The organism is Aeromonas ichthyocola, assembly GCF_046087985.1.
Lineage (GTDB): Bacteria > Pseudomonadota > Gammaproteobacteria > Enterobacterales > Aeromonadaceae > Aeromonas > Aeromonas rivipollensis.
Genome location: NZ_JBJSWH010000001.1, coordinates 806,034 through 831,938, shown reverse-complemented (window position 1 = coordinate 831,938; position 25,905 = coordinate 806,034). Strand labels below are relative to the sequence as shown.

At 58.4% G+C, this 25,905-nt stretch carries 25 protein-coding genes and 7 pseudogenes; 16 read left to right on the top strand and 16 right to left on the bottom strand.

Features of this window, described 5'->3' with window-relative positions; translation table 11 throughout:
- Positions 1-41: 41 nt before the first annotated feature.
- The 5 genes from ACF2JD_RS03970 to ACF2JD_RS03950 all read right to left on the bottom strand — a co-directional run bounded on the left by ACF2JD_RS03970 (position 42) and on the right by ACF2JD_RS03950 (position 1,624).
- Complete coding sequence (locus tag ACF2JD_RS03970) at positions 42-362, bottom strand: hypothetical protein (protein ID WP_440986808.1); 321 nt, start codon at positions 360-362, stop codon at positions 42-44.
- Positions 349-486, bottom strand: a complete 138-nt coding sequence (locus ACF2JD_RS03965) for a hypothetical protein (RefSeq protein ID WP_440986883.1) — start codon at positions 484-486, stop codon at positions 349-351. The genes ACF2JD_RS03970 and ACF2JD_RS03965 overlap by 14 nt, the downstream gene beginning before the upstream one ends.
- Positions 487-574: 88 nt before the next feature.
- A complete protein-coding gene (locus tag ACF2JD_RS03960) occupies positions 575-808 on the bottom strand; it encodes a hypothetical protein (protein ID WP_440986807.1) in 234 nt (77 codons plus the stop codon).
- Positions 748-1,143, bottom strand: a complete 396-nt coding sequence (locus tag ACF2JD_RS03955) for a transglycosylase domain-containing protein (protein ID WP_440986806.1) — start codon at positions 1,141-1,143, stop codon at positions 748-750. Before ACF2JD_RS03955 ends, ACF2JD_RS03960 begins: the two co-directional genes overlap by 61 nt.
- Entirely contained in the window at positions 1,064-1,624 is a 561-nt protein-coding gene (locus tag ACF2JD_RS03950) for a transglycosylase domain-containing protein (protein ID WP_440986805.1), read from the bottom strand. Before ACF2JD_RS03950 ends, ACF2JD_RS03955 begins: the two co-directional genes overlap by 80 nt.
- A gap of 302 nt (positions 1,625-1,926) precedes the next feature.
- Here ACF2JD_RS03950 and tapM point away from each other — a divergent pair.
- The 13 genes and pseudogenes from tapM (at position 1,927) to ACF2JD_RS03885 (ending at position 14,158) form a co-directional block, all read left to right on the top strand.
- Positions 1,927-2,993: pseudogene (gene tapM, locus ACF2JD_RS03945) on the top strand (PilM family type IVa pilus assembly protein TapM).
- Positions 2,981-3,561 (top strand): annotated as a pseudogene (gene tapN, locus ACF2JD_RS03940) (PilN family type IV pilus biogenesis protein TapN). The pseudogenes tapM and tapN overlap by 13 nt, the downstream one beginning before the upstream one ends.
- Positions 3,558-4,159 (top strand): annotated as a pseudogene (gene tapO, locus ACF2JD_RS03935) (PilO family type IV pilus biogenesis protein TapO). Before tapN ends, tapO begins: the two co-directional pseudogenes overlap by 4 nt.
- Positions 4,160-4,225: 66 nt before the next feature.
- A pseudogene (locus tag ACF2JD_RS03930) lies at positions 4,226-4,691 on the top strand (pilus assembly protein PilP).
- Positions 4,692-4,707: 16 nt separating this feature from the next.
- Positions 4,708-6,940, top strand: a pseudogene (locus ACF2JD_RS03925) (type IV pilus secretin PilQ).
- A gap of 191 nt (positions 6,941-7,131) precedes the next feature.
- Positions 7,132-7,650: a shikimate kinase AroK gene (gene aroK / locus ACF2JD_RS03920; protein ID WP_010673824.1), complete on the top strand. Its 519-nt coding sequence runs from the start codon at positions 7,132-7,134 to the stop codon at positions 7,648-7,650.
- A gap of 16 nt (positions 7,651-7,666) precedes the next feature.
- Complete coding sequence (aroB, locus tag ACF2JD_RS03915; protein WP_408866037.1) at positions 7,667-8,749, top strand: 3-dehydroquinate synthase; 1,083 nt, start codon at positions 7,667-7,669, stop codon at positions 8,747-8,749.
- Positions 8,739-10,277 (top strand): SPOR domain-containing protein, encoded by a 1,539-nt coding sequence (locus ACF2JD_RS03910; protein ID WP_440986804.1) that lies wholly within the window; start codon positions 8,739-8,741, stop codon positions 10,275-10,277. The genes aroB and ACF2JD_RS03910 overlap by 11 nt, the downstream gene beginning before the upstream one ends.
- Positions 10,278-10,347: 70 nt before the next feature.
- A complete protein-coding gene (locus tag ACF2JD_RS03905; RefSeq protein ID WP_440986803.1) occupies positions 10,348-11,220 on the top strand; it encodes a Dam family site-specific DNA-(adenine-N6)-methyltransferase in 873 nt (290 codons plus the stop codon).
- Positions 11,221-11,468: 248 nt separating this feature from the next.
- Positions 11,469-12,142: pseudogene (gene rpe, locus ACF2JD_RS03900) on the top strand (ribulose-phosphate 3-epimerase).
- The gene (locus tag ACF2JD_RS03895; protein ID WP_440986802.1) at positions 12,132-12,797 is read left to right on the top strand and encodes a phosphoglycolate phosphatase; all 666 of its coding nucleotides are present in this window, start codon (positions 12,132-12,134) and stop codon (positions 12,795-12,797) included. Before rpe ends, ACF2JD_RS03895 begins: the two are co-directional and overlap by 11 nt.
- Positions 12,798-12,814: 17 nt before the next feature.
- The gene (trpS, locus tag ACF2JD_RS03890; RefSeq protein WP_025326158.1) at positions 12,815-13,819 is read left to right on the top strand and encodes a tryptophan--tRNA ligase; all 1,005 of its coding nucleotides are present in this window, start codon (positions 12,815-12,817) and stop codon (positions 13,817-13,819) included.
- A 123-nt stretch (positions 13,820-13,942) separates the two neighbouring features.
- Positions 13,943-14,158, top strand: a complete 216-nt coding sequence (locus tag ACF2JD_RS03885) for a hypothetical protein (protein WP_106887541.1) — start codon at positions 13,943-13,945, stop codon at positions 14,156-14,158.
- A 232-nt stretch (positions 14,159-14,390) separates the two neighbouring features.
- On the opposite strand, the gene ACF2JD_RS03880 is transcribed toward ACF2JD_RS03885, so the two are convergent.
- From ACF2JD_RS03880 to kdgK, 6 genes are all read right to left on the bottom strand, one after another.
- On the bottom strand, positions 14,391-15,698 hold the full coding sequence (locus ACF2JD_RS03880; RefSeq protein WP_408752382.1) for a TRAP transporter large permease: 1,308 nt from the start codon (positions 15,696-15,698) through the stop codon (positions 14,391-14,393).
- A 2-nt stretch (positions 15,699-15,700) separates the two neighbouring features.
- Positions 15,701-16,261, bottom strand: a complete 561-nt coding sequence (locus tag ACF2JD_RS03875; protein WP_440986801.1) for a TRAP transporter small permease subunit — start codon at positions 16,259-16,261, stop codon at positions 15,701-15,703.
- 52 nt (positions 16,262-16,313) lie between these two features.
- On the bottom strand, positions 16,314-17,324 hold the full coding sequence (locus tag ACF2JD_RS03870) for a TRAP transporter substrate-binding protein (protein WP_440986800.1): 1,011 nt from the start codon (positions 17,322-17,324) through the stop codon (positions 16,314-16,316).
- Positions 17,325-17,663: 339 nt separating this feature from the next.
- Complete coding sequence (locus ACF2JD_RS03865; RefSeq protein WP_429172565.1) at positions 17,664-18,137, bottom strand: YhcH/YjgK/YiaL family protein; 474 nt, start codon at positions 18,135-18,137, stop codon at positions 17,664-17,666.
- Between the two features lie 87 nt (positions 18,138-18,224).
- Positions 18,225-18,845 (bottom strand): bifunctional 4-hydroxy-2-oxoglutarate aldolase/2-dehydro-3-deoxy-phosphogluconate aldolase, encoded by a 621-nt coding sequence (locus ACF2JD_RS03860; RefSeq protein ID WP_440986799.1) that lies wholly within the window; start codon positions 18,843-18,845, stop codon positions 18,225-18,227.
- Positions 18,829-19,800: a 2-dehydro-3-deoxygluconokinase gene (kdgK, locus tag ACF2JD_RS03855; protein WP_440986798.1), complete on the bottom strand. Its 972-nt coding sequence runs from the start codon at positions 19,798-19,800 to the stop codon at positions 18,829-18,831. The genes ACF2JD_RS03860 and kdgK overlap by 17 nt, the downstream gene beginning before the upstream one ends.
- A gap of 334 nt (positions 19,801-20,134) precedes the next feature.
- On the opposite strand from kdgK, the gene kdgR reads away from it, so the two are divergent.
- Positions 20,135-20,932: a DNA-binding transcriptional regulator KdgR gene (gene kdgR, locus ACF2JD_RS03850; protein WP_289976031.1), complete on the top strand. Its 798-nt coding sequence runs from the start codon at positions 20,135-20,137 to the stop codon at positions 20,930-20,932.
- 96 nt (positions 20,933-21,028) lie between these two features.
- Here the strand turns inward: kdgR and ACF2JD_RS03845 are convergent, their stop codons facing one another.
- The 5 genes and pseudogenes from ACF2JD_RS03845 to ACF2JD_RS22580 form a co-directional block, all read right to left on the bottom strand.
- Positions 21,029-21,544: a YgjV family protein gene (locus tag ACF2JD_RS03845; protein WP_440986797.1), complete on the bottom strand. Its 516-nt coding sequence runs from the start codon at positions 21,542-21,544 to the stop codon at positions 21,029-21,031.
- Positions 21,545-21,608: 64 nt separating this feature from the next.
- Positions 21,609-21,875 carry an SDR family oxidoreductase gene (locus tag ACF2JD_RS03840; RefSeq protein ID WP_440986796.1) on the bottom strand — a complete coding sequence of 89 codons (267 nt, stop codon included), beginning with the start codon at positions 21,873-21,875 and terminating at the stop codon, positions 21,609-21,611.
- A gap of 185 nt (positions 21,876-22,060) precedes the next feature.
- Positions 22,061-22,288 (bottom strand): annotated as a pseudogene (locus ACF2JD_RS03835) (SDR family NAD(P)-dependent oxidoreductase); the annotation flags it as partial.
- Positions 22,289-22,507: 219 nt separating this feature from the next.
- On the bottom strand, positions 22,508-22,840 hold the full coding sequence (locus ACF2JD_RS22585) for a 5-deoxy-glucuronate isomerase (RefSeq protein WP_456305321.1): 333 nt from the start codon (positions 22,838-22,840) through the stop codon (positions 22,508-22,510).
- Positions 22,841-22,952: 112 nt separating this feature from the next.
- Positions 22,953-23,291 carry a hypothetical protein gene (locus ACF2JD_RS22580; protein WP_456305320.1) on the bottom strand — a complete coding sequence of 113 codons (339 nt, stop codon included), beginning with the start codon at positions 23,289-23,291 and terminating at the stop codon, positions 22,953-22,955.
- 516 nt (positions 23,292-23,807) lie between these two features.
- Between ACF2JD_RS22580 and ACF2JD_RS03825 the strand changes: the two genes are divergently transcribed.
- Positions 23,808-24,389 (top strand): aminodeoxychorismate synthase component II, encoded by a 582-nt coding sequence (locus ACF2JD_RS03825; protein ID WP_440986795.1) that lies wholly within the window; start codon positions 23,808-23,810, stop codon positions 24,387-24,389.
- A gap of 278 nt (positions 24,390-24,667) precedes the next feature.
- The gene (locus ACF2JD_RS03820) at positions 24,668-25,885 is read left to right on the top strand and encodes an acetylornithine/succinyldiaminopimelate transaminase (RefSeq protein WP_440986794.1); all 1,218 of its coding nucleotides are present in this window, start codon (positions 24,668-24,670) and stop codon (positions 25,883-25,885) included.
- Positions 25,886-25,905 lie beyond the last annotated feature (20 nt).

Sequence of the window (25,905 nt, the reverse complement as noted above, 5' to 3'; positions counted from 1 at the left end):
ATAGGTATCCAGACCGATGGCGCGCATCAGTCGTACCGACATCACGTTCTTGGACTTGGCCAGTCCCAGGCGCAGCGGAGTGGGACCATCATAGAACGGCCGGTGAGTTCTTGGGCTGCCACATCGGGGCCCTTTGACGGGTCCCACTGGTTGATGGGCGCATCGTTGATGAGCGACGCCAGGGTATAGCCATGCTCCAGCGCGGTGGCATAGAGGAAAGGGTTGATGTTGGAACCGATCTGGCGACGCGCCTGATCGACCCGGTTGAATTTGGAGAGCTCGAAGCTGAAACCACCGACCAGTGCTTCCAGCGCGCCATTTTTCGGGTTCATGGCAACCAGCGCGGCGTTAACGTCGGGCATTTGGCCAGCAGCAGCTCTTCACCCTCTGCTCCCGCACCCAAATCTGGGCACCGACTTTCAGCACATCGCGCGCCGATTTGGGCGCATAGCTCTGGCGGTCGTCGGTGATAAAGGAGCGGCCCATTTGATGCCGTTCCAGCCGAGTCCGCTTCTTGCCATTCTTCAGCACCAGCGTGGCGCTGCGTCACCGAGTTTGGTGACCACCGCCGCCATCAGCGGATCATAAGTGGGTTGCTTGCCAAGGTGAGCCACGATCTGCTCGTAGTCCCAGGCTGTTTCCCCGCTTTCCACAGCAGGGCAGTCGGGCCGCGATAGCCGTGGCGCATGTCATAGGCAAAGACGCCATCCAGCAGTGCCTGTCTGGCGGCCCGCTGACGCTTGGCACTCACAGTGGTGTAGATGTGCAGCCCCATGGTGTAGGCATCTTCTCCAAACTGCTCCAGCATCTTCTGGCGCACCATCTCGCCAGGATAGGGGCGTGGAGGGTCACTTCAGCGCCGTGGAAACGGGCCTTGATAGGCATTTTTGAGGCTTCGTCAAACTGGGCCTGGGTGATCTTGCCGGTTTCCAGCATCCGGCCCAGCACCACGTTGCGGCGCGCAAAGGCGCGCTCGGGAGAGCGGATCGGGTTGAGCATGGATGGCGCTTTAGGCAGACCGGCGATAATGGCGATCTCATCCAGCCCCAGATCCTTGACCTCTTTACCGAAGTAAACCTGAGCCGCAGCACCGATACCGAAAGGAGCGGTAACCGAGGGGGATTTTGTTGAGGTACAGCTCAAGGATCTCGTTTTTGGTGAGGTTTTGCTCTATGCGCCACGCCAGGAAGACTTCCTTTATCTTGCGCACCAGGGTCTTCTCGTTGCTCAGGAAGAAGTTGCGCGCAACCTGCTGGGTGATGGTACTGGCGCCCTGGCGGGCCTGGCCGGAGACGGCCCAGACGGTGGCGGCCCGGATGATGCCGATGGGGTCTATGCCCGGGTGCTCATAGAAGCGAGCATCTTCGGTGGCAAGCACGGCATCTATCATGGACTGGGGAATTTCATCCAGCCGCAACGGGATACGACGAATTTCGCCAAACTGGGAGATCAACTCCCCATCCCGGCTGTACACCTTCATCGGGGTGGCCAGTTTGACATCGCGCAGGGCGCTCACATCCGGCAACTGGGGCTTGATGTAGAAGTAGATGCCGATGAGGCTGGCAACACCCAGCACTGCACCCAGCATCATGACAATAAACAGGCGAACGAGCCATTTCAGCATGGAAGAACTACCAATCGTCTTAAAATTAGCCAACGGGCGCAGAGTATAGCCTTTTTACCCTCGCGGATTCGAGGTTTTCCTGTCCGGGGACATCGACCTCGAGAAGAGGCGGGAGGTTAGCACTACGGGCCGCAATAACCAAGGATGGCCACCCGGCACCAAGAAAGCGAACCAGGTCACTTTTCGGTATAAACTTTATGACATTGATAGATAGAGCATTTAGGATGAGTGAAGGACTCCTCGTGATTGTGTGTCCTACACTCAGTATGAGTAAAAAAACCCAATAACGCATGGATGTGTATATGTTTGGGCTATTCAATAAGGGTTCTCTTTTGCCGCTGGTGGGAATTGATTTTGGCAGTCAGACCATCAAGGCCGTCACTCTCAGTGGTCGCCCCGGCAAACTACATCTCGAATCGGTTGCCGATATCCCTACACCCAAAGGGACGCTGGTCGATTATCAATTGCAAGATATCGAGCGAGTCAGCCAATCTCTCAAAACCCTCAAACGCTTGATCGCTGGCAACAGTGAATATGCCGCCACTGCGGTGACGGGTTCCAACGTGATCACCAAAGTTATCCAGACCGATGCTCGTCTTGGCGACAAGGAGCTGGAGAATCAGGTGCAGTTGGAGGCAGAACAGCTCATTCCCTTCCCCCTCGATGAGGTCAGCCTCGATTTTGAGGTACTTGGCCCCACGGCCAATAACGATGACCGTCAGGATGTGCTGCTGAGCGCGGCGCGCACCGAGAGCGTCAACGGCGGGTCAGTGCGCTGACGGAGGCGGGCATGAATACCATGGTGGTGGATGTGGGGGCCCATGCGCTGGGTCGTGCCGTGGTCACTTGTTTGCCAGAATTGCAGACCAGTGAGCGGCCTGTCGGGGTGATCGATATCGGCGCCAGCGCCATGACCTTTGCCGCCCTGCTCAAAGGGGAAGGTCGATCTACTCCCGCCTGCAGAATTTTGGTGGCGATCAATATAGTCAGGCGCTCTCCTCCTTTTACGGCATGACCCTGGACGATGCTGAACAGGCTAAGGTTCAAGGGCACCTTGCCGGTCGACCATGAGCTGGATGTGCTGATGCCCCATATCAATTTATTGCTGCAGCAAGTACGCCGTAATATCCAGCTTTTTTGCAGTTCGTCCGGTTATCGCGAACTATCGACACTGGTACTGACCGGTGGTGGCAGTTTGCTGCCCGGCTTGGTGGTGCAGGTCAAGGAAGAGGTGAACTGTGAGGTGCTGCATCCGGATCTGTTCGCGTTATTTGGCAAACCGAAAGGTGAGGCCGAGCTGAGCCATGGCGCCAGGTACATGACGGCATTCGGGTTGGCACTGAGGAGTTTCACACCATGTCAAATATAAACCTATTACCTTGGCGTGAAGCCAGGGCGCAGCGGCAGAAGAAACAGTTTGGTGCCTTGCTGGGGGTGTTTGTTCTGGTGACGGTGGCGTTGGGTTTTTTCGCCGACTGGTTGGTTGAGCGCCAGATCGGGTACCCAGCAACAGCGTAATCAGCGACTGGTGCAGGAGATGGCTATTCTGGATGCCCAACTGGGTGAAATTCGCCTGCTAAAAGAGCGCCGTAAGGAGCTTATTGATAGGATGGAGCTTATCGAGCAGTTGCAGATGCGCCGTAATGTCCCGTCCGCCTCTTTAATCAGCTTCCTGAGCTGGTGCCCAATGGGGTTTATCTCAATACCCTGGCCATGCAGAGCAATACCATTGATGTCAACGGCAAGGCCGAAGCCTATGGCCGGGTGGCCAGCATGATGCGGCGCATCGATGGGTCTGGCTGGTTGGGACAGTCGAAGATCAGCACCATCTTCACGCAGCCGATGTTGCACCCGTGGCCCTTAGCCAGTTCTCCATGATGTTCCAGATCGCTAACAACGCTGCGGCTTCAGCGGATGTGGCCAAGGAGAACCAATGAACCTTCAGCAACTCAACGAGCTGGATTTCAATGACATAACGCAGCTGGCCAAAATGGGCAAAGGGGATCTTCATTCTGTTTTGCTGTGCTGAGCGGAGGGGCCATTTATCACTATGTGATTGCCAATTCGCTGACCAGGCCTTGCTCAGGAAGGACCGCTAAAGAACAGGAGCTGAAGACCCAATTCGAGAGCAAGGCCATGCTGGCCGCCAACCTGGAGGCGTACAGGAAGCAGATGGTGCAGCTTGAACATTTGGTGGATACCCAGCTCAAGCAGTTGCCCAATACCCATGAAGTGGCAGGGCTGCTGGATGACATCAGCTTCATCGCCACCGATAATGGGCTCAAATTGAACAGGATCAACTGGGAGGCAGAGGTCAAACACGAATTCTCGACCGAATTGCCCATGCGCATCGAGGTGGTGGGCACCTATCACGAGCTCGGCAAGTTCACGGCAGACATGGCCGCGTTGCCGCGCATCGTGATCCTGGATTCGTTTCAGCTCAATCAAGGCCGGGGTCAGGACGAGTTGATAGGCATGTCCATGCAGGCCAAGACCTACAAGTACAACGGTAAAACCCTGGAGCAGAAGCCATGAGCATGAGAGTGATCGGAGCTGCTGTTGCCGGTGCTGTTGTTGACGGCCTGTGGTGGCCAGGAGGATATGGATGCGTACGTACAACAAACCAAGGCGAGGAAACCCATCCCGATCGAGCCCTTGCCGGAGATAAAACCATTCTCCCCCATGGCCTATCAGCGCAGTGATCAACGTAGCCCCTTCATTGAACCGCAACCAGAGACCAGCTCCAGGGTGGATGCCAAGACCAAGCCGGACTGTGCCCAGATAGTGGCCAGTCGGGAGAAGGAGGTGCTGGAGCGCTACTCGCTGGCCAGTTTGTCGCATGCAAGGTTCGCTCGGCAAAAAAGGTCAGTTGTGGGCATTGGTCCGTACGCCGGATGGCCAGTCGATGCGGGTTGGGCTTAATCAATACATGGGGCTGGATCAGGGCAGGGTTATCAAGATCACCGACACTGCCGTGGATTTGCTGGAAACCATCCCGGACGGGAAGGGGTGCTGGGTCACAAGAGAAACCCAGTTGGCCATGGCCAATGTGCAAGAAAAACAATAATCAGGGACGAACAGCAATGAGAACAACAATAGAGAGTGTATCCAAAGTGGCTTTGCTGTTTTGCGCCAGCGCCTTCAGTCAGGCGTGGGCAGTGGCAACCCTGCAGGAGATCAAGGTCAATCCGCTTGCTGGCTGATCAGTTGCAGCTGGAGCTCAGTTTCAGTGAGCCAGTCACGGCTTTACCGATCGTCTCTCTTATCAACCCAATCAGCTGTTGTTGCATGTTCCCGGTGCCATAGGGGCGCTGACGGTGAACCCGCTGCCGATCCAGCGCAGGGGGTAGATAATATCAAGGTGGAGGGAAGGGGGGGGTCTGGATATCAAGATAGCCCTCGATCAACTGGCCCCTTATCAGGTTCAGCAACAAGGCAATAAATTGCTGGTGTCATTGGGTGAGAAGGGGCCAGCCGGGCTCATCAACAACGAGAGTCCCCTGCTGCCACCCTCGGCCGTGACTTGTCAGCGATGCCAGTTGTGGCACCCAGTCTGCCTTATTAATACCCAGCGGGTCGTTGCCAAGTCGATGCCTGTCTCCTCTCCCATCGCCCCTGCCGCACTTCCTGCCAGCAAGCCGGTTGTCCGTCTACCAGGCGAGCGGCAGTGGCGCCTATTTCAACTCGGTTACCGGTGTGGATTTTCGTCGTGGCAAGGAGGGGCAGGGGGAGTTTCTGGTGACCCTGGACAACAGTTCGGCGGCGGTGGATGTGAGCAGCCGCGGCCAGAAGGTGCTCGCCAAGTTTCACGGTACCCGGATCCCGGATGATCAGCTGAATCTCATCAATGTGCAGGATTTTGCGACCCCTGTCTCCCAGGTGGAGGTGTTCCGCCAGGGCAATGACACCTTGTTTGAGCTCTCGGTCAATGGCCAGTTTGATTATCGCTACGATCAGGCCGACAAGATGTTCATCATAGAGGTGAAGAAGCGGGTCGCGACCACGACAGCGAAACAATATCAGGGCAAACCAATCTCGTTGAACTTCCAGGATATTCCTGTTCGGACAGTGCTGCAGATCATCGCCGACTTCAATAATCTCAATCTGGTGACCACGGATTCCGTCTCCGGCAATATCACGCTGCGTCTCGATGGTGTGCCCTGGGAGCAGGCGCTCGACATCATCCTCAAGGTCAGAGGGCTCGACAAGCGACTGGACAACAACATCCTGCTGGTGGCCCCGGCGGAGGAGATTGCCGCACGAGAGAAACAGCAGCTGGAGAGCCGCAATCAGGTAGCCGACCTCGCGCCGCTCTATACCGAGTACCTGCAGATCAACTATGCCAAGGCATCCGAAGTGGCGGCCCTGCTCTCCTCCGATAGCACCAAGCTGCTCTCTCCCAGAGGGGCGGTGAGCGTGGATGAACGCACCAACGTGCTGGTGGTCAAGGACACGGCGGATGTCATCAGCAACGTCAAGCGGATGCTGGACATCCTCGATATCCCGGTCAAGCAGGTGGTGATCGAGGCGCGCATGGTGACCATAGACGACGGCTTCGACGAGGCCCTGGGGGTGCGTTGGGGGGTGACCAAGACGGATGGCCATGGCAATGGCACCTCGGGCACCATAGAGGGCAATGATGGTTCGGGAAATGGCAATCTGATCCAGAATCCAGATGGAAGTAGTCGAATCAACACCAACATGACTCGTCCAGATGTGGCAGATCGTCTCAACGTCAACCTGCCTGTGACCAATGCCGCCGGCACCCTGGCCTTCCAGGTAGCTCGTCTGGCCAATGGCACTCTACTGGATCTCGAACTCTCCGCCCTGGAGAAGGAGAGCAAGGCCGAGATCATCGCGAGTCCTCGCGTCACCACGGCGAACCAGAAGCCGGCCCTGATCGAGCAGGGGACAGAGATCCCCTATGTGGAGTCTTCATCCAGCGGGGCGACCTCGGTCACCTTCAAGAAGGCGGTGCTGAGTCTCAAGGTCACGCCACAGATCACCCCGGACAACAGGGTCATCCTGGATTTGACCGTGACCCAGGATACCAAGGGGGAGACCGTCCCGACCGGTACCGGGGATGCGGTCTCCATCAACGCCCAGTCCATCACCACCCAGGTGCTGGTCAACAACGGCGAGACCCTGGTGCTGGGCGGCATCTATCAGCAGACCATCAAGAGCGACGTCAGCAAGGTGCCGCTGCTGGGGGATATTCCCGGTCTGGGTTACCTGTTCAAGAAAACCACCAGCGAGAACAAGAAGCGTGAACTGCTGATCTTCGTGACCCCGAGGATAGTCACCGACGCCCTCTGAAAACTTTACATGTGAGGGTAAAACACATATAACCTTACGCCCCGATGAGGCTGGGGCGTAAGGGCTGCGGTTGCCAGTCCTGGTTTCTATTGAGATAATCCCCCTCCTGATCCATCGCAAGATAAGGTTCATAGGTACCCCGGTCGAGTAGTTACCGGGGCCATACAGTTTGTAATTACTAACGAAAAGACATGGCTGAGAAACGCAATATTTTCCTGATAGGTCCCATGGGTGCGGGCAAGAGCACCATAGGTAGACATCTGGCAGAACAACTGCACATGGAGTTTTTCGACTCAGATCATGAGATTGAGCGCCGCAGTGGTGCCGATATCGGCTGGGTGTTCGATGTTGAAGGCGAAGAGGGTTTCCGGATCCGCGAAGAGAAGGTGATCGGTGAACTCGCCGAGCAGCAGGGTATCGTGCTGGCAACGGGCGGCGGCGCCATCAAGAGCCGTGAAACCCGCAACAAACTCTCTGCGCGCGGCATCGTGGTCTACCTCGAAACCACCATTGAAAAGCAACTGGCGCGTACCCAGAGAGACAAGCGTCGCCCCTTGTTGCAAACCGAAGAGCCGCCCCGCGAAGTGCTGGAGCGTCTGGCCCAAGAGCGCAACGCCCTGTATGAAGAAGTCGCAGACTTTGTCATCCAGACGGATGATCAAAGTGCAAAAGTTGTAGCTAATCAAATCGTTAAGTTGATTGGTATGTAATCAATAGAGGACGTCCATGGAAAGGTTGAAGGTCGAACTGGGTGAGCGCAGCTACCCGATTGAGATAGCTGCTGGTCTGTTGCAACACCCCGAGGTGCTGGCGCAGACGATCAAGGGCAAGCGGGTCATGATAGTGACCAACACAGTCGTCGCCCCCTTGTATCTTGAGCAGATCATTCAGTTGCTGCCCGGTTTTCAGGTTGAACACCTGATACTGCCGGATGGCGAGGCCTACAAAACCCTGGCTACCTTCGAGCGGATCATGTCTGCTCTGCTGGAAACCAGTCATGGTCGTGACACCACCCTCATCGCCCTGGGGGGCGGCGTGATAGGCGACGTTGTAGGCTTTGCTGCGGCAAGCTATCAACGAGGCATTCCGTTCATTCAGGTGCCTACCACACTGCTTTCCCAGGTTGACTCCTCCGTCGGCGGCAAGACCGCCGTCAACCACCCTCTTGGCAAAAACATGGTGGGTGCCTTCTATCAGCCCAAGCATGTGATCATCGACACCGACTGCCTCAAGACCCTGCCTGCGCGGGAATTTGCCGCCGGCATGGCAGAGGTGATCAAGTACGGCATCATCTGGGATGCGGCCTTCTTCTCCTGGCTCGAAGTCAACATGGCACGGCTGCAACGCCTTGACGCCGAAGCCCTTTCTTACGCCATTCGCCGTTGCTGTGAAATCAAGGCCGACGTGGTCGGTCAGGATGAGACCGAGCATGGCGTGCGCGCCCTGCTGAACCTGGGTCACACCTTCGGCCATGCCATCGAGGCCGAGAAGGGCTATGGCAACTGGCTCCATGGGGAAGCGGTGGCGGCAGGCATGATGCTGGCGGCCGAAACGGCCCTGGCCCGTGGTGACATGACGGCGCAAGAGGTTGCACGAGTCCGCGACCTGCTGCTGGCGGCGGACCTGCCGGTGCTGGCGCCGCCCGAGATGGACTTTGCCGCCTTCATTCGCCATATGCGCCGTGACAAGAAGGTGCTGGAAGGCAAGTTGCGGCTGGTGTTGCCAGTCGGGATCGGGCAGGCCCAGGTGGTGGCCGATGTGACGGATGCGCAGCTGATGGCGGTGATCGAGTCTGGTCGTGACCAATAACAAATTGCTGAAATTGCCTTCCCAGCGGCAGCTGGTTGACCGGCTGCTGCACCTGATTGAGTTCAATCACCCCTATATTTTTCTCTCAGGCAAGCCCGGCAGCGGCCGTGGCACCCTGTGTGAATCCCTGCTTGCCCAACTGCCTGACACTGTTCGGGTGGTGAGCCTCATCGGCAGCCCGGCCATGAAGATGGCGGACGTGCGCCAGTTGCTGCTTCAGCAGGTGGTGGCACGCCCCCTGTTCAATGCGCAAGATGCACTGGCCGACAGCTTCTTTCGCATGCTGGAGGGCAAGCCTTCCACCCTGCTGCTCATGATCGAGCGCGCCGACACCCTGCCCGCCGAACTGGTGGGGGAGCTGTGGGCGCTCTGTCGCCACAACGATACCCTGGCCTCTCCCCATAAACTGGCCATCCTGCTCTCGGGCAGTGACATCTGGTGTCGCGATCAGAAGAGTGCCCTCAAGGGGCGGGCCATGCCCGCGCTCGAGCTGGAAGTCGCGCCACTGAGCGCGCCTGAGCAACGCATCTTCCTGTATGAGAAGGCCAAGGAGCTGAAGATCCCGGCGGCCCTCTTGCCCAAGCCGAAAGTGGAAGAGATCCTGAAGGGGGCGGGGGGACACCCGTCCGCCATCATGCAGTCATTGGAGGATGTCATGACCGACAGAAGGCCCAAGAAACGTCAGGCCGAGTTGCCCGTCAAGAAGATTGCGACCGTGCTGGCCCTGGCGGCCGCCGGTTTGCTGGCCCTGAGCTATCTCCCTCTGTTCGAGGAGGCAGGCAAGGAGCAGGCCCCGGCCTCGTCCCAGGGGATGGCATTGCCCGACCCCGTCGCCACCGATCCGCTGAGCGTCGGTGTGGCGAGCGGGGCTCAGGGGAGCCAGGCGAGCAATGGCGCCGATGCCAGCTCTTCAAGCAACCAGGTTGCCCGGGATTGGCAACCCGATGCCAAGACCTTGCCCAAGAAGGTCGAGAGCGAGACGGTCACCACTGAGTCGAGCAACTACGAGGGGCGCCGGGTCGTCATCTCCGATGAAGTGGTTGAGAAACTGATGACACAGCCCAACGTCAGCGGTGCCCTGCCGACGGCTGTGGTGGACGAGCTGGTCGGCGGGAGTTCCCGTGCGGCCCCGACCGGGGCGGCGGCACAGGCACAGAGCACGGCGCCTGTTGCCAAGGCGACGCCCACTCCTGCCGCGACTGCGCCCGCCGCGGCACCGGCACCCAAGGTGGCCCTGACGCCGGTGGCGACCCTCAACAAGAAGGCGAGGAACCACTACAGCATCCAGCTGATGGGGGCGAGCAACACCCAGGCGGTCGACAGCTTCGTGGCCGAGCATGGGCTGGCGGGCAAGGTCTGGGTCTACAAGACCCGCTTCCGTGGCAGCCCCTGGTACGTAGTGGTGCAGGGCGACTATGCCAACAGCACCCAGGCCAAGGCGGCGATCCGCAAGCTCTCCCCCGCCTTGCTCAAGGGACAACCCTGGCCCAAGTCGTTTGCCCAGATACAAAAAGAATTGAAGCAATAGCCAGTCGCCCGGGGAAGGGGGTAGAATCGTCCCCCTTTTTTGGGCATTGCCTTCTTAACACCGGACTTCCATGAAAAAAACACGCGCGTTTTTAAAATGGGCCGGGGGAAAATACTCCCTGGTCGAAGAGATTGCCGAGCGCTTGCCGGCCGGGCGTGTGTTGCTGGAGCCCTTCGTCGGAGCGGGCTCAGTGTTTCTCAACACGGATTACGATGCCTATGTGCTCAACGACATCAATCCGGATCTGATCGGTCTCTACAATCACCTCAAGCGGCAGCCGGACAACTTCATCCACGAGGCGCGCAAGCTGTTTGTGGCCGAGCACAACCACAAGACTGCCTATTACCGGCTGCGCACCCAGTTCAACCAGACCGAGGCTGGCTTTGAGCGGGCCCAGCTGTTCCTGTTCCTGAATCGCCACGGGTTCAACGGTCTGTGCCGCTACAACAAGAAGGGCGGCTTCAACGTGCCGTTCGGTTCGTACAAGAAGCCCTATTTCCCGGAGAAAGAGCTGTGGGCCTTCGCCGAGAAGGCCCAGAAGGCCACCTTCATCTGCGAGAGTTATGTCGATGCCATGGCCCGTGCAGAGGAGGACTGGGTGATCTATTGCGACCCGCCTTATGTCCCCCTCTCCACCACTGCTAGCTTTACCAGTTATGCCGCCAGCGGTTTTACTCTGGACGATCAGGTGGTGCTGTCGCAGCTGGCTCGCCGCACGGCTGCCGAGAAAATGGTTCCTGTGCTTATCAGTAATCACGACATGAAGTTGACCCGTGATCTCTACCGCGGTGCCCGGCTGGACGAGATCCTGGTCAAGCGCACCATCAGTCGCAACGGTGGCAGCCGCAACAAGGTGGCCGAGCTGCTGGCGCTCTACCCGCCTGGCATAGCCCCCGAGCAGGGCCATTACCCTGGCGAGGCCGAGCTGGTCTCTGTCGGTTGAGTCATGAACGGTCCCTGCGGGGACCGTTGTCGTTTCTGCCCGGGCAGGTCACCTGTCTGGTCGGGCAAGCGCAAGGCCCGCGTCTTCTGCAGGTGCGGTTCGTTTTCATCCCGCCTTTGCGGCGAGACTCGCGGCCCGCGTCTTCTGCACCTGCGGTCCGCATTCCCTGTACGTGCGGGTCGTTTTCATCGCCCATTTGCGATAAAATTGCGCCGCTTTTTCTGCCACGCTGCCAATGGATGACGCTGATGAAAGACTTTCTGATTGCCCCCTCTATCCTCTCCGCCGACTTTGCCCGCCTGGGTGAGGATGTCGCCAAGGTGCTGGCCGCCGGGGCCGACGTGGTGCACTTCGACGTGATGGACAACCACTATGTCCCCAACCTGACCATAGGCCCCATGGTCTGTCAGGCTCTGCGCGACTACGGCATCGAGGCGCTCATCGATGTGCACCTGATGGTCAAGCCGGTGGATCGCATCGTCCCCGATTTCGCCAAGGCGGGTGCCAACCTGATCACCTTCCACCCGGAAGCTTCCGATCACGTGGACCGTACCCTGGGTCTCATCAAAAGGAGCAGGGTTGCCAGGCCGGTCTGGTGCTGAACCCGGCCACGCCGCTCACCTGCCTCGAGTACGTGATGGACAAGCTGGACGTGATCCTGCTGATGTCGGTCAACCCGGGCTTTGGTGGTCAGAGCTTCATCCCTGGCACCCTCGACAAGCTGCGTCAGGTGCGTCGTCTGATCGATGAGAGCGGTCGTGACATTCGCCTCGAGATCGACGGTGGCGTCAAGGTGGAGAACATCCGCGAGATCGCCGCCGCCGGGGCTGACATGTTCGTGGCGGGCTCCGCCATCTTCGGCAAGCCGGATTACAAGGCGGTGATCGATCAGATGCGGGCGGAGCTGGCTCATGTCCGTTGAACGTCCCTTCGATCTGGTGCTGTTCGATCTGGATGGCACCCTGATTGACAGCGCCTCCCAACTGGCGCTGGCGGTCAACCGCACCCTGACCGATCTGGGGCTGCCCGAGGCCGACGAGGCCGTGGTACGCACCTGGGTCGGCAATGGCGCCGACAAGCTGATCCAACGCGCGCTGGACTATCGCGAGGCGCCCGAGCTGTTTGCCAAGGCCCGCCCCCTGTTTGACCAGCACTATCAGGCCTGTCTGCTGCAAGGGCTGGCCATGTATGACGGGGTGGAGCAGAGCCTGCGCCGCCTGCAGGCGCTCGGTTACCGGCAGGCCGTGGTGACCAACAAGCCGAGTCACTTCGTGCAGCCCATTCTGGATGCCCTCGGCATCGGCGACTGCTTCGCGCTCTGGCTGGGGGGCAACTGCGTGCCCCTCAAGAAGCCGAGCCCGGATCCGCTGCTGCACGCCTGTCACGAGCTGGGGGTCAGCCCGTCCCGCACCCTGATGGTGGGGGACTCCGAAAATGATGTGCTGGCCGCCCAGGCTGCCGGCATGAAGGTGGTGGGGCTCACCTACGGCTACAACTATGGCCGTCCCATCGCAGATTCCCGCCCTGACTGGGTATGCGAGCAGTTTGCAGAGCTCGATGCCCTCTTGGCTGAATAACAAGGATCAACACATTCATGGCTAAACCAATCGTATTGAGCGGGGCCCAACCCTCGGGCCAGCTGACCATAGGCAACTACATGGGCGCCTTGCGTCAGTGGGTCAACATGCAGGATGACTTCGACTGCCTCTACTGCATCGTCGATCTGCATGCCATCACCACCCGCCAGGAGCCTGCCGCCTTGCGCAAGGCCTGCCTGGATGCCGCCGCCCTCTATCTGGCGGTCGGCATAGATCCGGCCAAGAGCACCGTTTTCATCCAGTCCCACGTACCCCAGCACGCCGAGCTCGGCTGGATCCTGAACTGCTACACCCAGATGGGCGAGCTGTCGCGCATGACCCAGTTCAAGGACAAGTCCGCCCGCTTCGAGAACAACGTCAACGTCGGCCTGTTCGGGTATCCGGTGCTGATGGCGGCGGACATCCTGCTCTATCAGGCCAACCAGGTGCCGGTCGGCAACGACCAGAAGCAGCATCTGGAGCTGACCCGCGACATCTGTACCCGGTTCAACAACCTCTACGGCGAGGTGTTCACCCTGCCTGAGCCCTTCATCCCGACCGACGGTGCCCGGGTGATGAGTCTGCAGGATCCCACCAAGAAGATGTCCAAGTCCGACGACAACGAGGCGAACTTCATCGGCCTGCTGGAAGATCCCAAGCAGATCGTCAAGAAGATCAAGCGGGCGATGACCGACTCCGACGAGCCAGCCGTGGTGCGCTTCGATCCCGAGAACAAGCCGGGGGTCTCCAACCTGCTGACCCTGATGTCCGGTGTGACAGGTCGCTCCATCCCCGAGCTCGAGCAGCACTTCGAGGGCAAGATGTACGGCCACCTCAAGAGCGAGACGGCCGATGCCGTGGTCGCCCTGCTGGAGCCCATCCAGGCCCGCTTCCGCGAGTTGCGTCAGGATGAGACTCATCTGCAGGCAATTTTGGCGGCTGGCGCACAAAAGGCGCGGGAAAGGGCTGAAAAAACCCTGATCAGCGTATATGATGTCGTCGGCTTCGTTCCTCGAGCCTGACATACTGGGAAGGTGTAGTTGTAGAGAGCTGGGTATTTGCCTGGCTTTCTTTGTTTTACCCAACCCCTGGTTCGTCATCTCCTCTTCCAATGTCAAACGCGGGCGCTTGCCCCAAGAGAAAGCATGTCTGTCGAATCAAATACAGTGATTGAAGAACTGAGTGACAAGGGCCACTGGCTGCGCAAGTTCCGCAAGGCCAAGAACCTCAACACCCTACAGCTGATGGTCTCCAATGCCATCGACAAGCACCACAAGACCCCGGCCATTGCCGCCGCCATCTATCTGGCCGAATGCCAGCGCGAGCGCGAGCTGGAGCAGGGGCGTTATCTAGATCGCTGATACCGGCTACCGTGTTGCACTTGTCCGCATACGTCGGTGAGTGTTGTTTGTATCTCCTGCCTGATTGAGCTTGGGTGCGTCTTGTTCATAAGCCGCCCGGCAGCAAGCCCCGCCTGCCCGTTTTCCCTCCCATCGGCGCCGCCATGAAATAACCCCAGGTGTCTGGATCACCCGGGGCTGATTCGTTATCAGTTTTCTGTGCACATTCGCTGTCGCGTTTGGAGGGGCGGGATCAGTTGACCAGGCCCATCGCCTGGGGCAACGCCATCGAGATAGCCGGCACATAGGTGACCAGCAGCAGCACCAGGGCGATGACCGCAAAGAAGGGCAGCAGCGGCTTGATGACCCCCTCAATCTTGATCTCTCCTATCTTGCAGCCGGTGAACAGGATCGGCCCTACCGGCGGTGTGATGGTGCCGAGAGATAGGTTGAAGATCATCATGATGCCGAACTGCACAGGATCCATGCCGAACTGGGTGCAGATAGGCAGGAAGATGGGGGTGAAGATCAGCACCGCCGGGGTGGGATCCATAAAGGTGCCCACTAGCAACAGCACCAAGTTCATGATCAGAAGGATGAGCAGGAAGCTGTCGGTGAAGGAGAGTAGACCCGAGGCGATCAGGGCCGGGATCTTGGTGAACGCCATCACCCAGGACATGATGGAGGAGGCGGCCAGCATCAGGATCACGATGGCGGTCATCTTGGCGGTGGCCAGGAAGATCGCGGGCAGATCGGCAGCCTTGATGTTCCGGTAGCAGACACCGAGGATCAGCGAATAGACCACGGCGATGGCGGAGGCTTCGGTCGCGGTGAAGATACCGCCCAGGATGCCGCCGATGACCACGACGATCATCATCAGGCTGGGAATGGCATCCAGCAGCAGCTTGAGGCGTAGACCCTTGAGAGAGTCGTGCTCGGCCACATAACCACGGCGCTTGGCGATGAAACCGGCCACCAGCATGACCCCCAGCCCCCAAAGGATGCCGGGAACGTAGCCGCCCATGAACAGTGCAGTGATAGAGACGCTGCCCGCTACCGTGGCGTAGACGATCAGGGAATTGCTCGGCGGGATCAGCATTCCGGTCGGGGCCGAGGCGATATTGACCGCGGCGCTGAAGGCGGGATCGTAATTGTCCTTCTTCTGGATGGGGGACATGATGCCGCCGATGGCCGCCGCCGAGGCGACTCCTGAGCCGCTGATGGAGCCAAACAACATGTTGGCCACCACGTTGGTCTGGGCCAGGGGGCCCGGCAGGAAGTTGCTGATGATCTTGGCGCAGTTGATCAGACGGATGGCGATGCCACCATTGTTCATCAGGTTGCCGGCCAGGATGAAGAAGGGAATGGCCAGCAGGGCGAAGGAGTCCAGACCGACAAAGACCCGTTGGGCCGAGGTCAGGATGGCGCCATCAAACGGCAGGATCAGCGCCATGGCCAGGAAGGAGGAGAGCCCGATACTGATACTGATAGGGGTGCCGATAAACAGCAGGAAAAAGGCACCGATGAACATCACCAGTGCGACAACAATCGCAATATCCATGGTTATACCTTTTGCTTGAAGGAGAGTTGTCTGGCCAACCCGTACTGGTTGTACAGGCAATAGAAGACGGTCAGCACGCCACACAGGGGGATGGCGGCATAAATGACCCCGATGGGGATCTGCAGCGCCGAGTCGAGCTGCCCCATCTGACGGCTCATCCCGATGTAACCACCGACGGTCAACACCAGCAGAGCAAAGGTGGTGGTGGCCAGTTCGCCGAGCATCTCCATCATGATGCGCACGTTGTGCGACATGCGATCGCGCATGAAGGTGATCGCCATGTGCTCGCGCAGACCAAAGACATAGGCACTACCGATCAACACCAGCCAGATGAAGAGGTAGCGGGAGAGCACCTCACTCACGGCACTCGGGCTGTTGAGCAGATAGCGGGTCGCCACCTGGTAGGTGACCAACAGCGTCATCAAGGCGACGATGGCAATACATAAAAATGAAACGGCGACATCCACTTTCTGCTTGAACCCTGTCAGGGAAGCATAGAAACCGGCCTGGATCGGGGGCTCGTGCTGAGCGGGGTGAGGCGCCAATTGTTGAACGGATTTCATGACGGATCCTTTTAAGAGGGGCCACCATGGCAGCCCCTGACAACCGCAGACGTTAGTTGGCCAATGCACGGATCTTGGTGAAGATCTCTCTCTGCTCCGGGGTGACCAGCAGCGTCTCTTGCAGCGGCTTGCAGCGCGCCTGGAAGGGGGTTATATCCACTTCGGTGAAGGTGGCTCCCTGGCTGGTGGCCGTCTGCTTGGCGGTTTCCAGCGCCTGGGAGAAGAGATCGAATTCGGTCGCCGTGCTCTCCTTGGCCAGTTTGCGGAAGGTCGCCTGATCGGCGGCATCCATCTTCTCTAGGAAGGACTCGTTGGCCACCAGCAAGTCGGCCACCATCACGTGGCGGGTGTAGGAGAAATGCGGCGCCACTTCATACTGCTTCAGATCTGCGTAGGTGATCTCGTTGTTCTCGGCGCCATCAAGCACCCCTTGCTGGATGGCGGAGTAGACCTCTCCCTGGCCCATGGGCACGCCGGTTCCCCCCATGCAGGTCAGCATCTTGACCATGGTGTCGGACTGCATCACGCGGATCTTCTTCCCTTTGATGTCTTCCGGGGTTTTGATGGGTGCCCCCTTGACGTACATGCTGCGCGCCCCGGCGGTATAGGCGGTCAGCACCTCAAAGCCATTGCCCTTGGTGGAACTAAACAGGGCATCCAGGGTACCGCTGGTGAACACCTTGCGCTGGTGTTCCGGGTTGTCATAGATGTAGGGCATGGCCAGCACGGAGAAATTCTTGTTGAAATTCTCGACCAGGGGATTGGCAACCACGGCCAGCTGGATGGCGCCGGACTGCACCAGCTCCAGCGCCGCGCGCTGATCCCCGAGCAGCTCATTAGGGTGAATTTCCAGCTTGTACTTGCCGCCAGTGGCGGCTTCCAGCTTCTGGCTGAAGTCTTGCAGCGCCTTGAACTGGGGATTGTGCTCGGATTGATTGAACGCCGTCTTCAGGATCACGGGACCAGCAGCCTTGCTGTCTTCACCACATCCAGTCAGAAACAGACCAGCGACGACCACTGTGCCAATCAGAGACAGCTTGGGCAGAGGATTCATTGTACGCATGTGTCACCCCTCTATGGGTTTGGTTATTTTGATGATGCTCATGCTACGCGAATCCGGCGGCTTTTCAGTGATCAAACTCAAGTTAATGAAATGGCGTTCCGTATTTGTGGGAATCAAAAATCAAATTTTATGAAGGCGGTTTGTTGTACTGTGCCGATGGCGATGAAATGGGGCTTGGAACGGGATCTTTCGGGGGGAAAAAAGGGAGCTGAGCTCCCAAATGGCCACGAGAACAGCAGTAAAAAACGGGGGGGCTATGAACGCATGCTCTCTCGCCTCCGGGCGGATGAGGTGAGAGGGAAGCCGAGTGCTGCGAGGGCTCGCGGTGGAAGGGAGCCCTTACTGAGCAGCCAACCAGTTCTTGCAGATCTTGAAGACGACTTTTTTGATCCGGGCGGGGGTGCCGACCTGGCAGGTGGGTCTGTGCACCTCGCCGGGATAGAAGATGGCGAAGTCGCCGGTATTGAGCAACAGCCGGGTGGTGATCGTCGGGTTGTCCAGGAAGAGGAGGTCCGGCTTGCTCTCCTGATGATCATGAGGGGAGGAGATGGCGGCGCTGAGGGCGATCACCTCCTGCCCGCTCAACACTATCTGGATATCCAGGTAGCGGTCGTGAAATTCACTCTTGAGACTCGCTTCCTCTGCCGTGGTGGGACAGGAGACGAGATAGAAGACGGTGTCGTCGATAAGATCATGTCTTCCCTCTGCCTGTTGCTGCAGCCTGTGCAAAGAAAGTTCAGGCTGGCTCAGCAGCCGCATCAGCGGAGCCGGCAGCAGGGCAATGTCGAGTTGCTGCAGATTGCCAACGATCATGGGTAGGTCCTTTGATTGCACCTGTGGTAGCGCTATGGCGCCCCGGTGGTGGTTGGATGAGGGCCCGAGTGACGGGCCCGTACTGACTTAGAGTGCGGCCATGGCCTCTTTGGCAAGGGCGCCGATCTTGTCCCACTCGCGGTTGTCGACGAGATTGGCAGGCACCATCCAGGTGCCGCCGCAGGCGAACACGGAGGGCAGGGCCAGGTAGTCCTTCACATTGCTCGGGCTGATGCCGCCGGTGGGCATGAAGGAGACCGGATAGACGGCGCTCATGGCCTTGAGCATCCCCAGGCCGCCTGACGGTTCGGCCGGGAAGAACTTGAGGGTCTTCAGACCCAGCTCCATGGCCTGCTCGACCAGACTGGGGTTGTTGACGCCGGGGATGATGGGAACCCCGCGAGCCTGGCAGTATTGCACGATGCGAGGGTTGAGCCCGGGACTCACGATGAAGTCCGCACCGGCCTCGATGGCCTGATCGACCTGGGCCGTGGTCAGGACGGTACCGGCGCCAATGATCATCTCGGGGAAGGTGCTCCGCAGTTGGCGGATAGCCTCAGCCGCCGCCGGGGTGCGGAAGGTGATCTCGGCACTGGGCATGCCGTTTTCCATCAGGGTGCGGCCGAGGGCGACGGCATCGTCGGCATCTTTGATGGCGATGACGGGGATGATCTTCAGGACGCAGAGTCGTTCAAGCAATGCTGACATGGGAAGCCTCATTGTATGGGTGGTCAGGGGTGATGGGATCTGGCATGGCCGTCAGGGGGATGATGGCGCCACGGTGTTGAATGACGGTGCTCGCCAGCCGATGGGCATAGCGGGCCGAGTCGATGACGGATTGCCCCGCCAGCCGGGTGGCGAGGTAACCCGCGCTGAAGGAGTCACCCGCCGCCGTGGTGTCGACGATCTGCTCCCTGGCGAGGGTCACGGCCATCACCTCGCAGTGGTCATCGGGCTGCACGACGAGGCAGGGCCCGGCGCCGCGCTTGATGACGATCTCGCTCACGCCGAGGGCGCTGGTTCGGGCCAGGCACTGGGCCTCGTCGGCATCTCCCCAGAGGGCAACCTCGTCATCCAGGGTCAGGAAGGCGAGATCGGTCAGAGCCAGGATGGCTGCATAGGTCTGGCGGGCCGCCTCCTGACTCTCCCACAGGCGGGGGCGGTAGTTGTTGTCAAAGGCTATCCTGGCACCGGCTGCCCGGCATTCGGCCAGCCGTCGCAGCAGGGTCAACCTGTCATCCGCAGACAAGATGGCGAGGCTGATGCCGCTCAAATAGAGGCAGTCAAACTCCCGCAGCCGCTCGCCGATCCGGGCGGCCTCCGGGGTCTGCAACCAGTAACGGGCCGCCGCATCGCTACGCCAGTAGTGGAAGGTGCGCTCCCCCTGATGATCGGTCTCGATGAGGTAGAGGCCGGGCAGTTTGTGGTCGAGGCGTTGCACCAGCTCGGTGTGTACTCCCTCCTGCTGCCACTGCGACAGCATGGCAGCGCTCATGGGGTCCGTGCCCAGGGCGCTCACGTAGTGCACCGAGACGTCCGGGTTGGCCCGCGTCAGGTAGACGGCGGTGTTGAGGGTGTCCCCTCCAAAGTGGCGCACTATGTTGGTCTGGTGCTCTGACAGCTCGATCATGCATTCGCCAATGACGGCGACCTTGATAGACATAACTCCTCCCGCGTCTTCCGCGTTGGTGATGACGCCATTCTATTTAATTAATGAAATAGAAAAAACTATTGAAACATCATTTCATTAAAAGTGTGACAATGGTCTTGTCCTGATAAAGGAGGGTGGGGAGGCATGGGAAGCAGGCAAGTTGCAGAGGGATTATCAGGGCGTGCGTGCTCATTTTTCGGTGGCATTCGAGCCAGTGCCTGCGTGAGCGAGGCCACATATCCATCTATTAGCGGATGATTTGACTGGAAAATCGTCTCCGTCACTATGATGGTCAGTTCATTTCAAATACAATGAAACAATCAATCATTTTTTTTGGAAGTGACGCATGTCGACGATAGACAACTCGCCAGAATCGGTGTCATCGGTACTCAAGGTGTTCGGCATACTGCAGGCGCTGGGGGAGCAGAAAGAGATCGGGGTGACCGAGCTGTCCCAGCGGATCATGATGTCCAAGAGCACAGTCTACCGCTTTCTGCAAACCATGAAGACGCTGGGTTATGTCTCCCAGGAGGGGGAAACCGACAAGTATGCCCTCAGTCTCAAGCTGTTTGAACTGGGCGCCAAGGCGCTGGAGCATCAGGATCTGGTGCAGATCGCCGACGAACAGATGTATCGCCTCGGCAAGCAGACCAAGGAGACCCTGCACCTGGGGATGCTGGATGAAGACAGCATCGTCTACCTGCACAAGATCGATTCCGAATACAACCTGCGGATGTATTCCCGCATCGGTCGCCGCCGCCCGCTCTACAGCACAGGTCTTGGCAAGGTGATGATGGCCTGGCTGCCGGAGACAGAGGTGCGTGCCATGCTGGCCGGGGTGACCTTCGAGCGCTTTACTGAGCACACCCTGGCGGATGTCGATGCCCTGCTGGTGGAGCTGGCCCAGGTGCGCGAGCAAGGTTATGCGGAAGACAGAGAAGAGATGGAGCACGGCCTGCGCTGCTTCGCTGTGCCTATCTACAGCCGCATGGGGCGGATCATCGCAGGGCTCTCCCTGTCGCTGCCCCTGGTGCGCTTCCACGAGGAAGACAAGGCTTCTCTGGTGGCTCAGCTGCACGAGGCGGCGGCCAGGATCTCCGAGGGGCTCGGTTTCCACGACTATCCCTTCGGCAACCACGGATAAGACTGGCGCTATCCACCCAGTATCAAAAAGAGCAGGCCTTGGCCTGCTTTTTGCATTGTGGTACCTGATGAATGGCCTGCCCCGATCTCTGGGCGCTCATTCCCGGATGTCTTGCGGGGCAGCCTTGTAGAGCCTGAAGATGGTGTGGCTGTTGAGAATGAAGAAGATACTCTCCTGCAAGATGCCACCAATGGAGCCTGCCCAGATATTGTGTGTCAGCCAGCAGATGGTACTGCTCAACATGCACAGACGCAGTGCAATGCCGTTGAGGCGAAACAGCGCAAAGGTGCTGAGGGTGGTGCCCAGCAGGGTCAGCAGTTGCACCGGGTGACTTACCTGAGGGATGACCAGCGACCAGGCCAGGACCAGGAACAGCAGCATGGCCCCTAGTCCGCGGTAGTAACCGGATACCCAGTTGCGTACCGCACACAACAGGCAATTGATGGCGGCAACCGAGGATCCCAGCAGCAGGAAGTGCAGCCCCATCAGGGTGCCATTGAGGGTGAGGTGGGCTCTGAGCTTGCTGTCCTCGCGCTGCATGAACGCCGTGGCACCCACGAGGCAGGCCAACAGGCCGATTGACTGGGCAAACCAGAGACTGTCGAGCAACATAGGGCCCTCCTGTCAGGGGCAACGACAAAAGGCGCCTCGCAGCGCCTTCTCTATCAGGACGGGATCAACGGGCCAGCCAGCCGCCATCGACGGCGATGGTGTAGCCATTGATGTAGTCCGAGGCGGGGGAGGCCAGGAACACCACAGGGCCCATCATGTCATCCGGAATCCCCCATCGACCAGCAGGAATACGCTCCAGGATGGCAGCATTACGATCATCATCAGCACGCAGTGCAGCGGTGTTGTTGGTTGCCATATAACCGGGAGCAATAGCATTGACATTGATCCCATGACTGGCCCATTCATTGGCCAGCAAACGGGTGATGCCCATGACGCCGCTTTTTGAAGCCGTATAAGAGGGAACGCGATCCGCCTTGATATGAAAGCATGGATGCGATATTGATGATTTTGCCACCATTTCCCTGTGCCATAAACTGCTTGGCAACCGCTTGCGACATAAAGGTTTCTGATATTGATGTCCATCACCTCATCCCAGTCTTTTTCACTGAAATTGATCGCATCATCACGGCGAATAATACCAGCATTGTTAACCAATATATCAATGTGACCAAAATGCGATACGGCCTGTTCAATCAGCAGTGGTAGCTCGCTAACTTTACTGACATCAGCCTTGAGACTCAAAAACTTTTGGCCAATCATTACAACTTTGATCATTGTGTCCGTTGGCTCAACAATATTGATACCAACAATATCACAACCAGCTTGTGCCAGGCCCAATGCCATTCCTTGTCCAAGGCCAGTATCACAACCGGTTACGACGGCGACTTTACCTTTCAGATCGAATGCGTTAAGAATCATGCTATTTCCTATGGCACGAGATTACGTGCACCAGATTTAAAGTAAGATGCACAGTCGAAACGAATCGACCGGCAATATGGATATACGATGTTTTAGCGCAGATCCTTGATAGCAACATGGTCCATGTCACCAAATACCTGGTTTTCACCGACCATACCCCAGATGAACGTATACGCCTGTGTACCCACACCAGAATGGATGGACCAACTCGGGAGAAATGACGGCTTGCTCATTTTGTACCACAATATGGCGAGTTTCAGCTGGCTTACCCATCATATGGAATACGGCAGCATCTTCTTTCATGTTGAAGTAGAAGTAGACCTCCATGCGGCGCTCGTGGGTGTGGCACGGCATGGTGTTCCACAAACTACCATCCTCAAGTTGGGTCATCCCCATCAGCAACTGGCAGGTTGGCAATACATCAGGAACCAGGTACTTGTAAATAGTACGGCGGTTGCTGGTAGCAGCATCACCCAAGGTAGTCGGAGCAGCTTCATCCTGAGTACGGTGCGGGTCGGGAAAGCAGTATGTGCCGGGGCGCTATTGTAGAAGAATTTTGCAGGTCTATCGCTGCTAACACTGGCAAAACTCAGGGTTCGGTACCCTTGCCAACATATAATGCCTCGGCACTACCAATTTCGTAGGTAGCACCATCAACCACCACAACGCCCGGGCCACCGATATTAATAAGCCCCAGCTCACGACGCTCCAGGAAAAAGGTCACACCAAATGCCTTGCCAGAATCATTGGCAAAACCCAACTCTGATGTAACAGGCATTATTCCGCCAAAAACGATGCGGTCGATGTGGCTGTAAGTCATGGTCAGCCGGTTCGGGCTGAAGATCTCTTCCACCAGAAACTCACGGCGCAGGCCCTGGGTGTCGAGTTGTTTGGCGTGATCGCTGTGGATGCTTTGACGAGTTTGCATTGTGAACCTCAATTCCGGGCCGCAGGCGGCATGGATGGCGATGTGTCGGGAAATCCTGTCGTTGAAGGCACGATAGCAAAATGAAAAACCTTGATCAAATTAAAATGAAACTGCGTTTTGTGTTTTGTGTGTCAGGTTGCATATTTTATCATGGCGTGGCTGGGCAGACGCTGGTGAGGGGGCGATCGCGACGCGTCTGAAGGAGCGCCTTCAACCGTTATGGCCGGGAGATAGGGTCAAAGATGACCTGATTTCGGTGCAATCTGGTGGACATAATAAAGAGGGGAGGGTCAGTCGTGGTCTATGGCGCCGGACTGGCACTCCTGCGGTACTCGGGTGCGGTTTGTGTGGGTGAACGCGCATCTCATCCCTGATTGAGGCATAACCCGCCCACTGGCATTGGGTCGAAGGCGTTTATTAACGGGGGCAGACATGCCAGAATGCGCGGCGTTTGTCCGTGGACGGCCGGCATGGGCAGTCCGATCACCGTCTCTGTTCTATTCCCAGGGCTTTCTCATGCTGCTACTCATCGACAACTACGACTCCTTTACCTGGAACCTGGTGCAATATTTTGGCGCCCTGGGTCAGGAGGTGCAGGTCAGGCGCAACGACGAGCTGAGCCTGGACGAGATAGTCAGGCTTGCCCCCCGCCATCTGGTGATCTCCCCCGGCCCCTGCACGCCCAATGAAGCGGGCATCTCGCTGGCTGCCATCTCCCGTTTTGCCGGCGAGATCCCCATCCTCGGCGTCTGCCTCGGCCATCAGTCCCTGGCCCAGGCGTTTGGTGCCCGTGTGGTCCCTGCCCGTCAGGTGATGCACGGCAAGACCACCCTCATCCGCCATCGGGGGGAGGGGGTGTTCAAGGGGCTCAAGGATCCGCTGCGGGTCACCCGCTACCATTCGCTCATCGTGGAGCGCGAGACCCTGCCCGACTGCTTCGAGATCACCGCCTGGAGCGAGCACGCCGATGGCACCATGGACGAGATCATGGGGCTGCGGCATAAAACACTGGCGCTGGAGGGTGTTCAGTTCCACCCGGAAAGCATCTTGAGCGAGCAGGGGCACCAGTTGCTGGCCAACTTTTTGGCCGTTTCCTGAAAAAATCGTGATCCTCGTCTCATAATCGAAATGAGGCCAAAAAAATTTTCCCTGACACTTTATTCACCCTGCTTCCTGCCCAAATTATCTCTTGCCAACACCCCCTGAGCCGTTATGCAATGCGGTTGCCTAAAATCTCACAGGCAATCGAACATTGTTCCTCATTGGCGGTTAAGTTACAGACTTTTTACTTTTTTTCTGTGATAATTCCGCCACGTTTACACGGATTTAACTTTTGGGCGGTGGATTATTCTGCCGCGATATAGCAGGAGAGCAATATGTCAGAGTTGTTGGCAGTGACACGTGAAGTGTTTGATGAAGTGATGGTTCCCAACTATGCGCCGGCCAAGATCATTCCGGTGCGCGGTGAGGGATCACGTGTCTGGGATCAGGAAGGCCGCGAGTATGTCGACTTCGCGGGCGGGATCGCGGTCAATGGTCTGGGCCATTGCCATCCCAAGCTGGTCGAAGCCCTGAAAACCCAGGGCGAGAAGCTGTGGCACCTCTCCAACGTGATGACCAACGAGCCGGCCCTGCGCCTGGCCAAGAAGCTGGTCGCCGCCACCTTTGCCGAGAAGGTCTATTTCTGCAACTCCGGCGCCGAAGCGAACGAAGCCGCCCTCAAGCTGGCCCGTCGTTACGCCATCGACAAGTTCGGTGCCCACAAGACCCAGATCATCGCCTTCCACCAGGGCTTCCATGGCCGCACCTTCTTCACCGTGAGCGTCGGCGGCCAGGCTGCCTACTCCGATGGTTTCGGTCCCAAGCCCGCCGACATCACTCACGTGACCTACAACGATCTGGCCGAGCTGGCCTCCGTCATCTCCGACAATACCTGCGCCGTGGTGATGGAGCCGTTGCAAGGTGAGGGTGGCATCATCAGCCCCACCGACGAGTTTGCCAAAGGGGTGCGCGAGCTGTGCGACAAGCACAATGCCCTGCTGGTCTATGACGAGGTGCAATCCGGGGTCGGTCGTACCGGCGAGCTGTTCGCCTACATGGGCCTTGGCGTCACGCCGGACATCCTCACCAGCGCCAAGGCGCTCGGCGGCGGCTTCCCCATCGGCGCCATGCTGACCACCACCGAGATAGCTTCTCACCTGAAAGTGGGCACTCACGGCTCCACCTACGGCGGCAACCCGCTGGCGTGCGCCGTGGCCGAAGCCGTGCTTGACGTGGTCAATACCCCGGAAGTGCTGAGCGGTATCAAGCAGCGCGAGCAGCTGTTCCGCGACGGTCTCGCCGCCATCAACGCCAAGTACCACTGCTTCAGCGAAGTGCGTGGTCAGGGCCTGCTGCTCGGCGCCGTGCTGAACGATGACTTCAAGGGACGCTCCCGCGACTTCCTGCTGGCCTCCATCGATCAGGGGCTGATGGCACTGGTGGCAGGCACCAACGTGGTGCGCTTCGCACCCTCGCTGGTTATTCCGGAAGCGGACATCAAGGAAGGGTTGGCACGGTTCGAAAAAGCGGTCGCTCAGGTGGTTAACGCCTGATCCAAGTTGAGGTGGGGAGC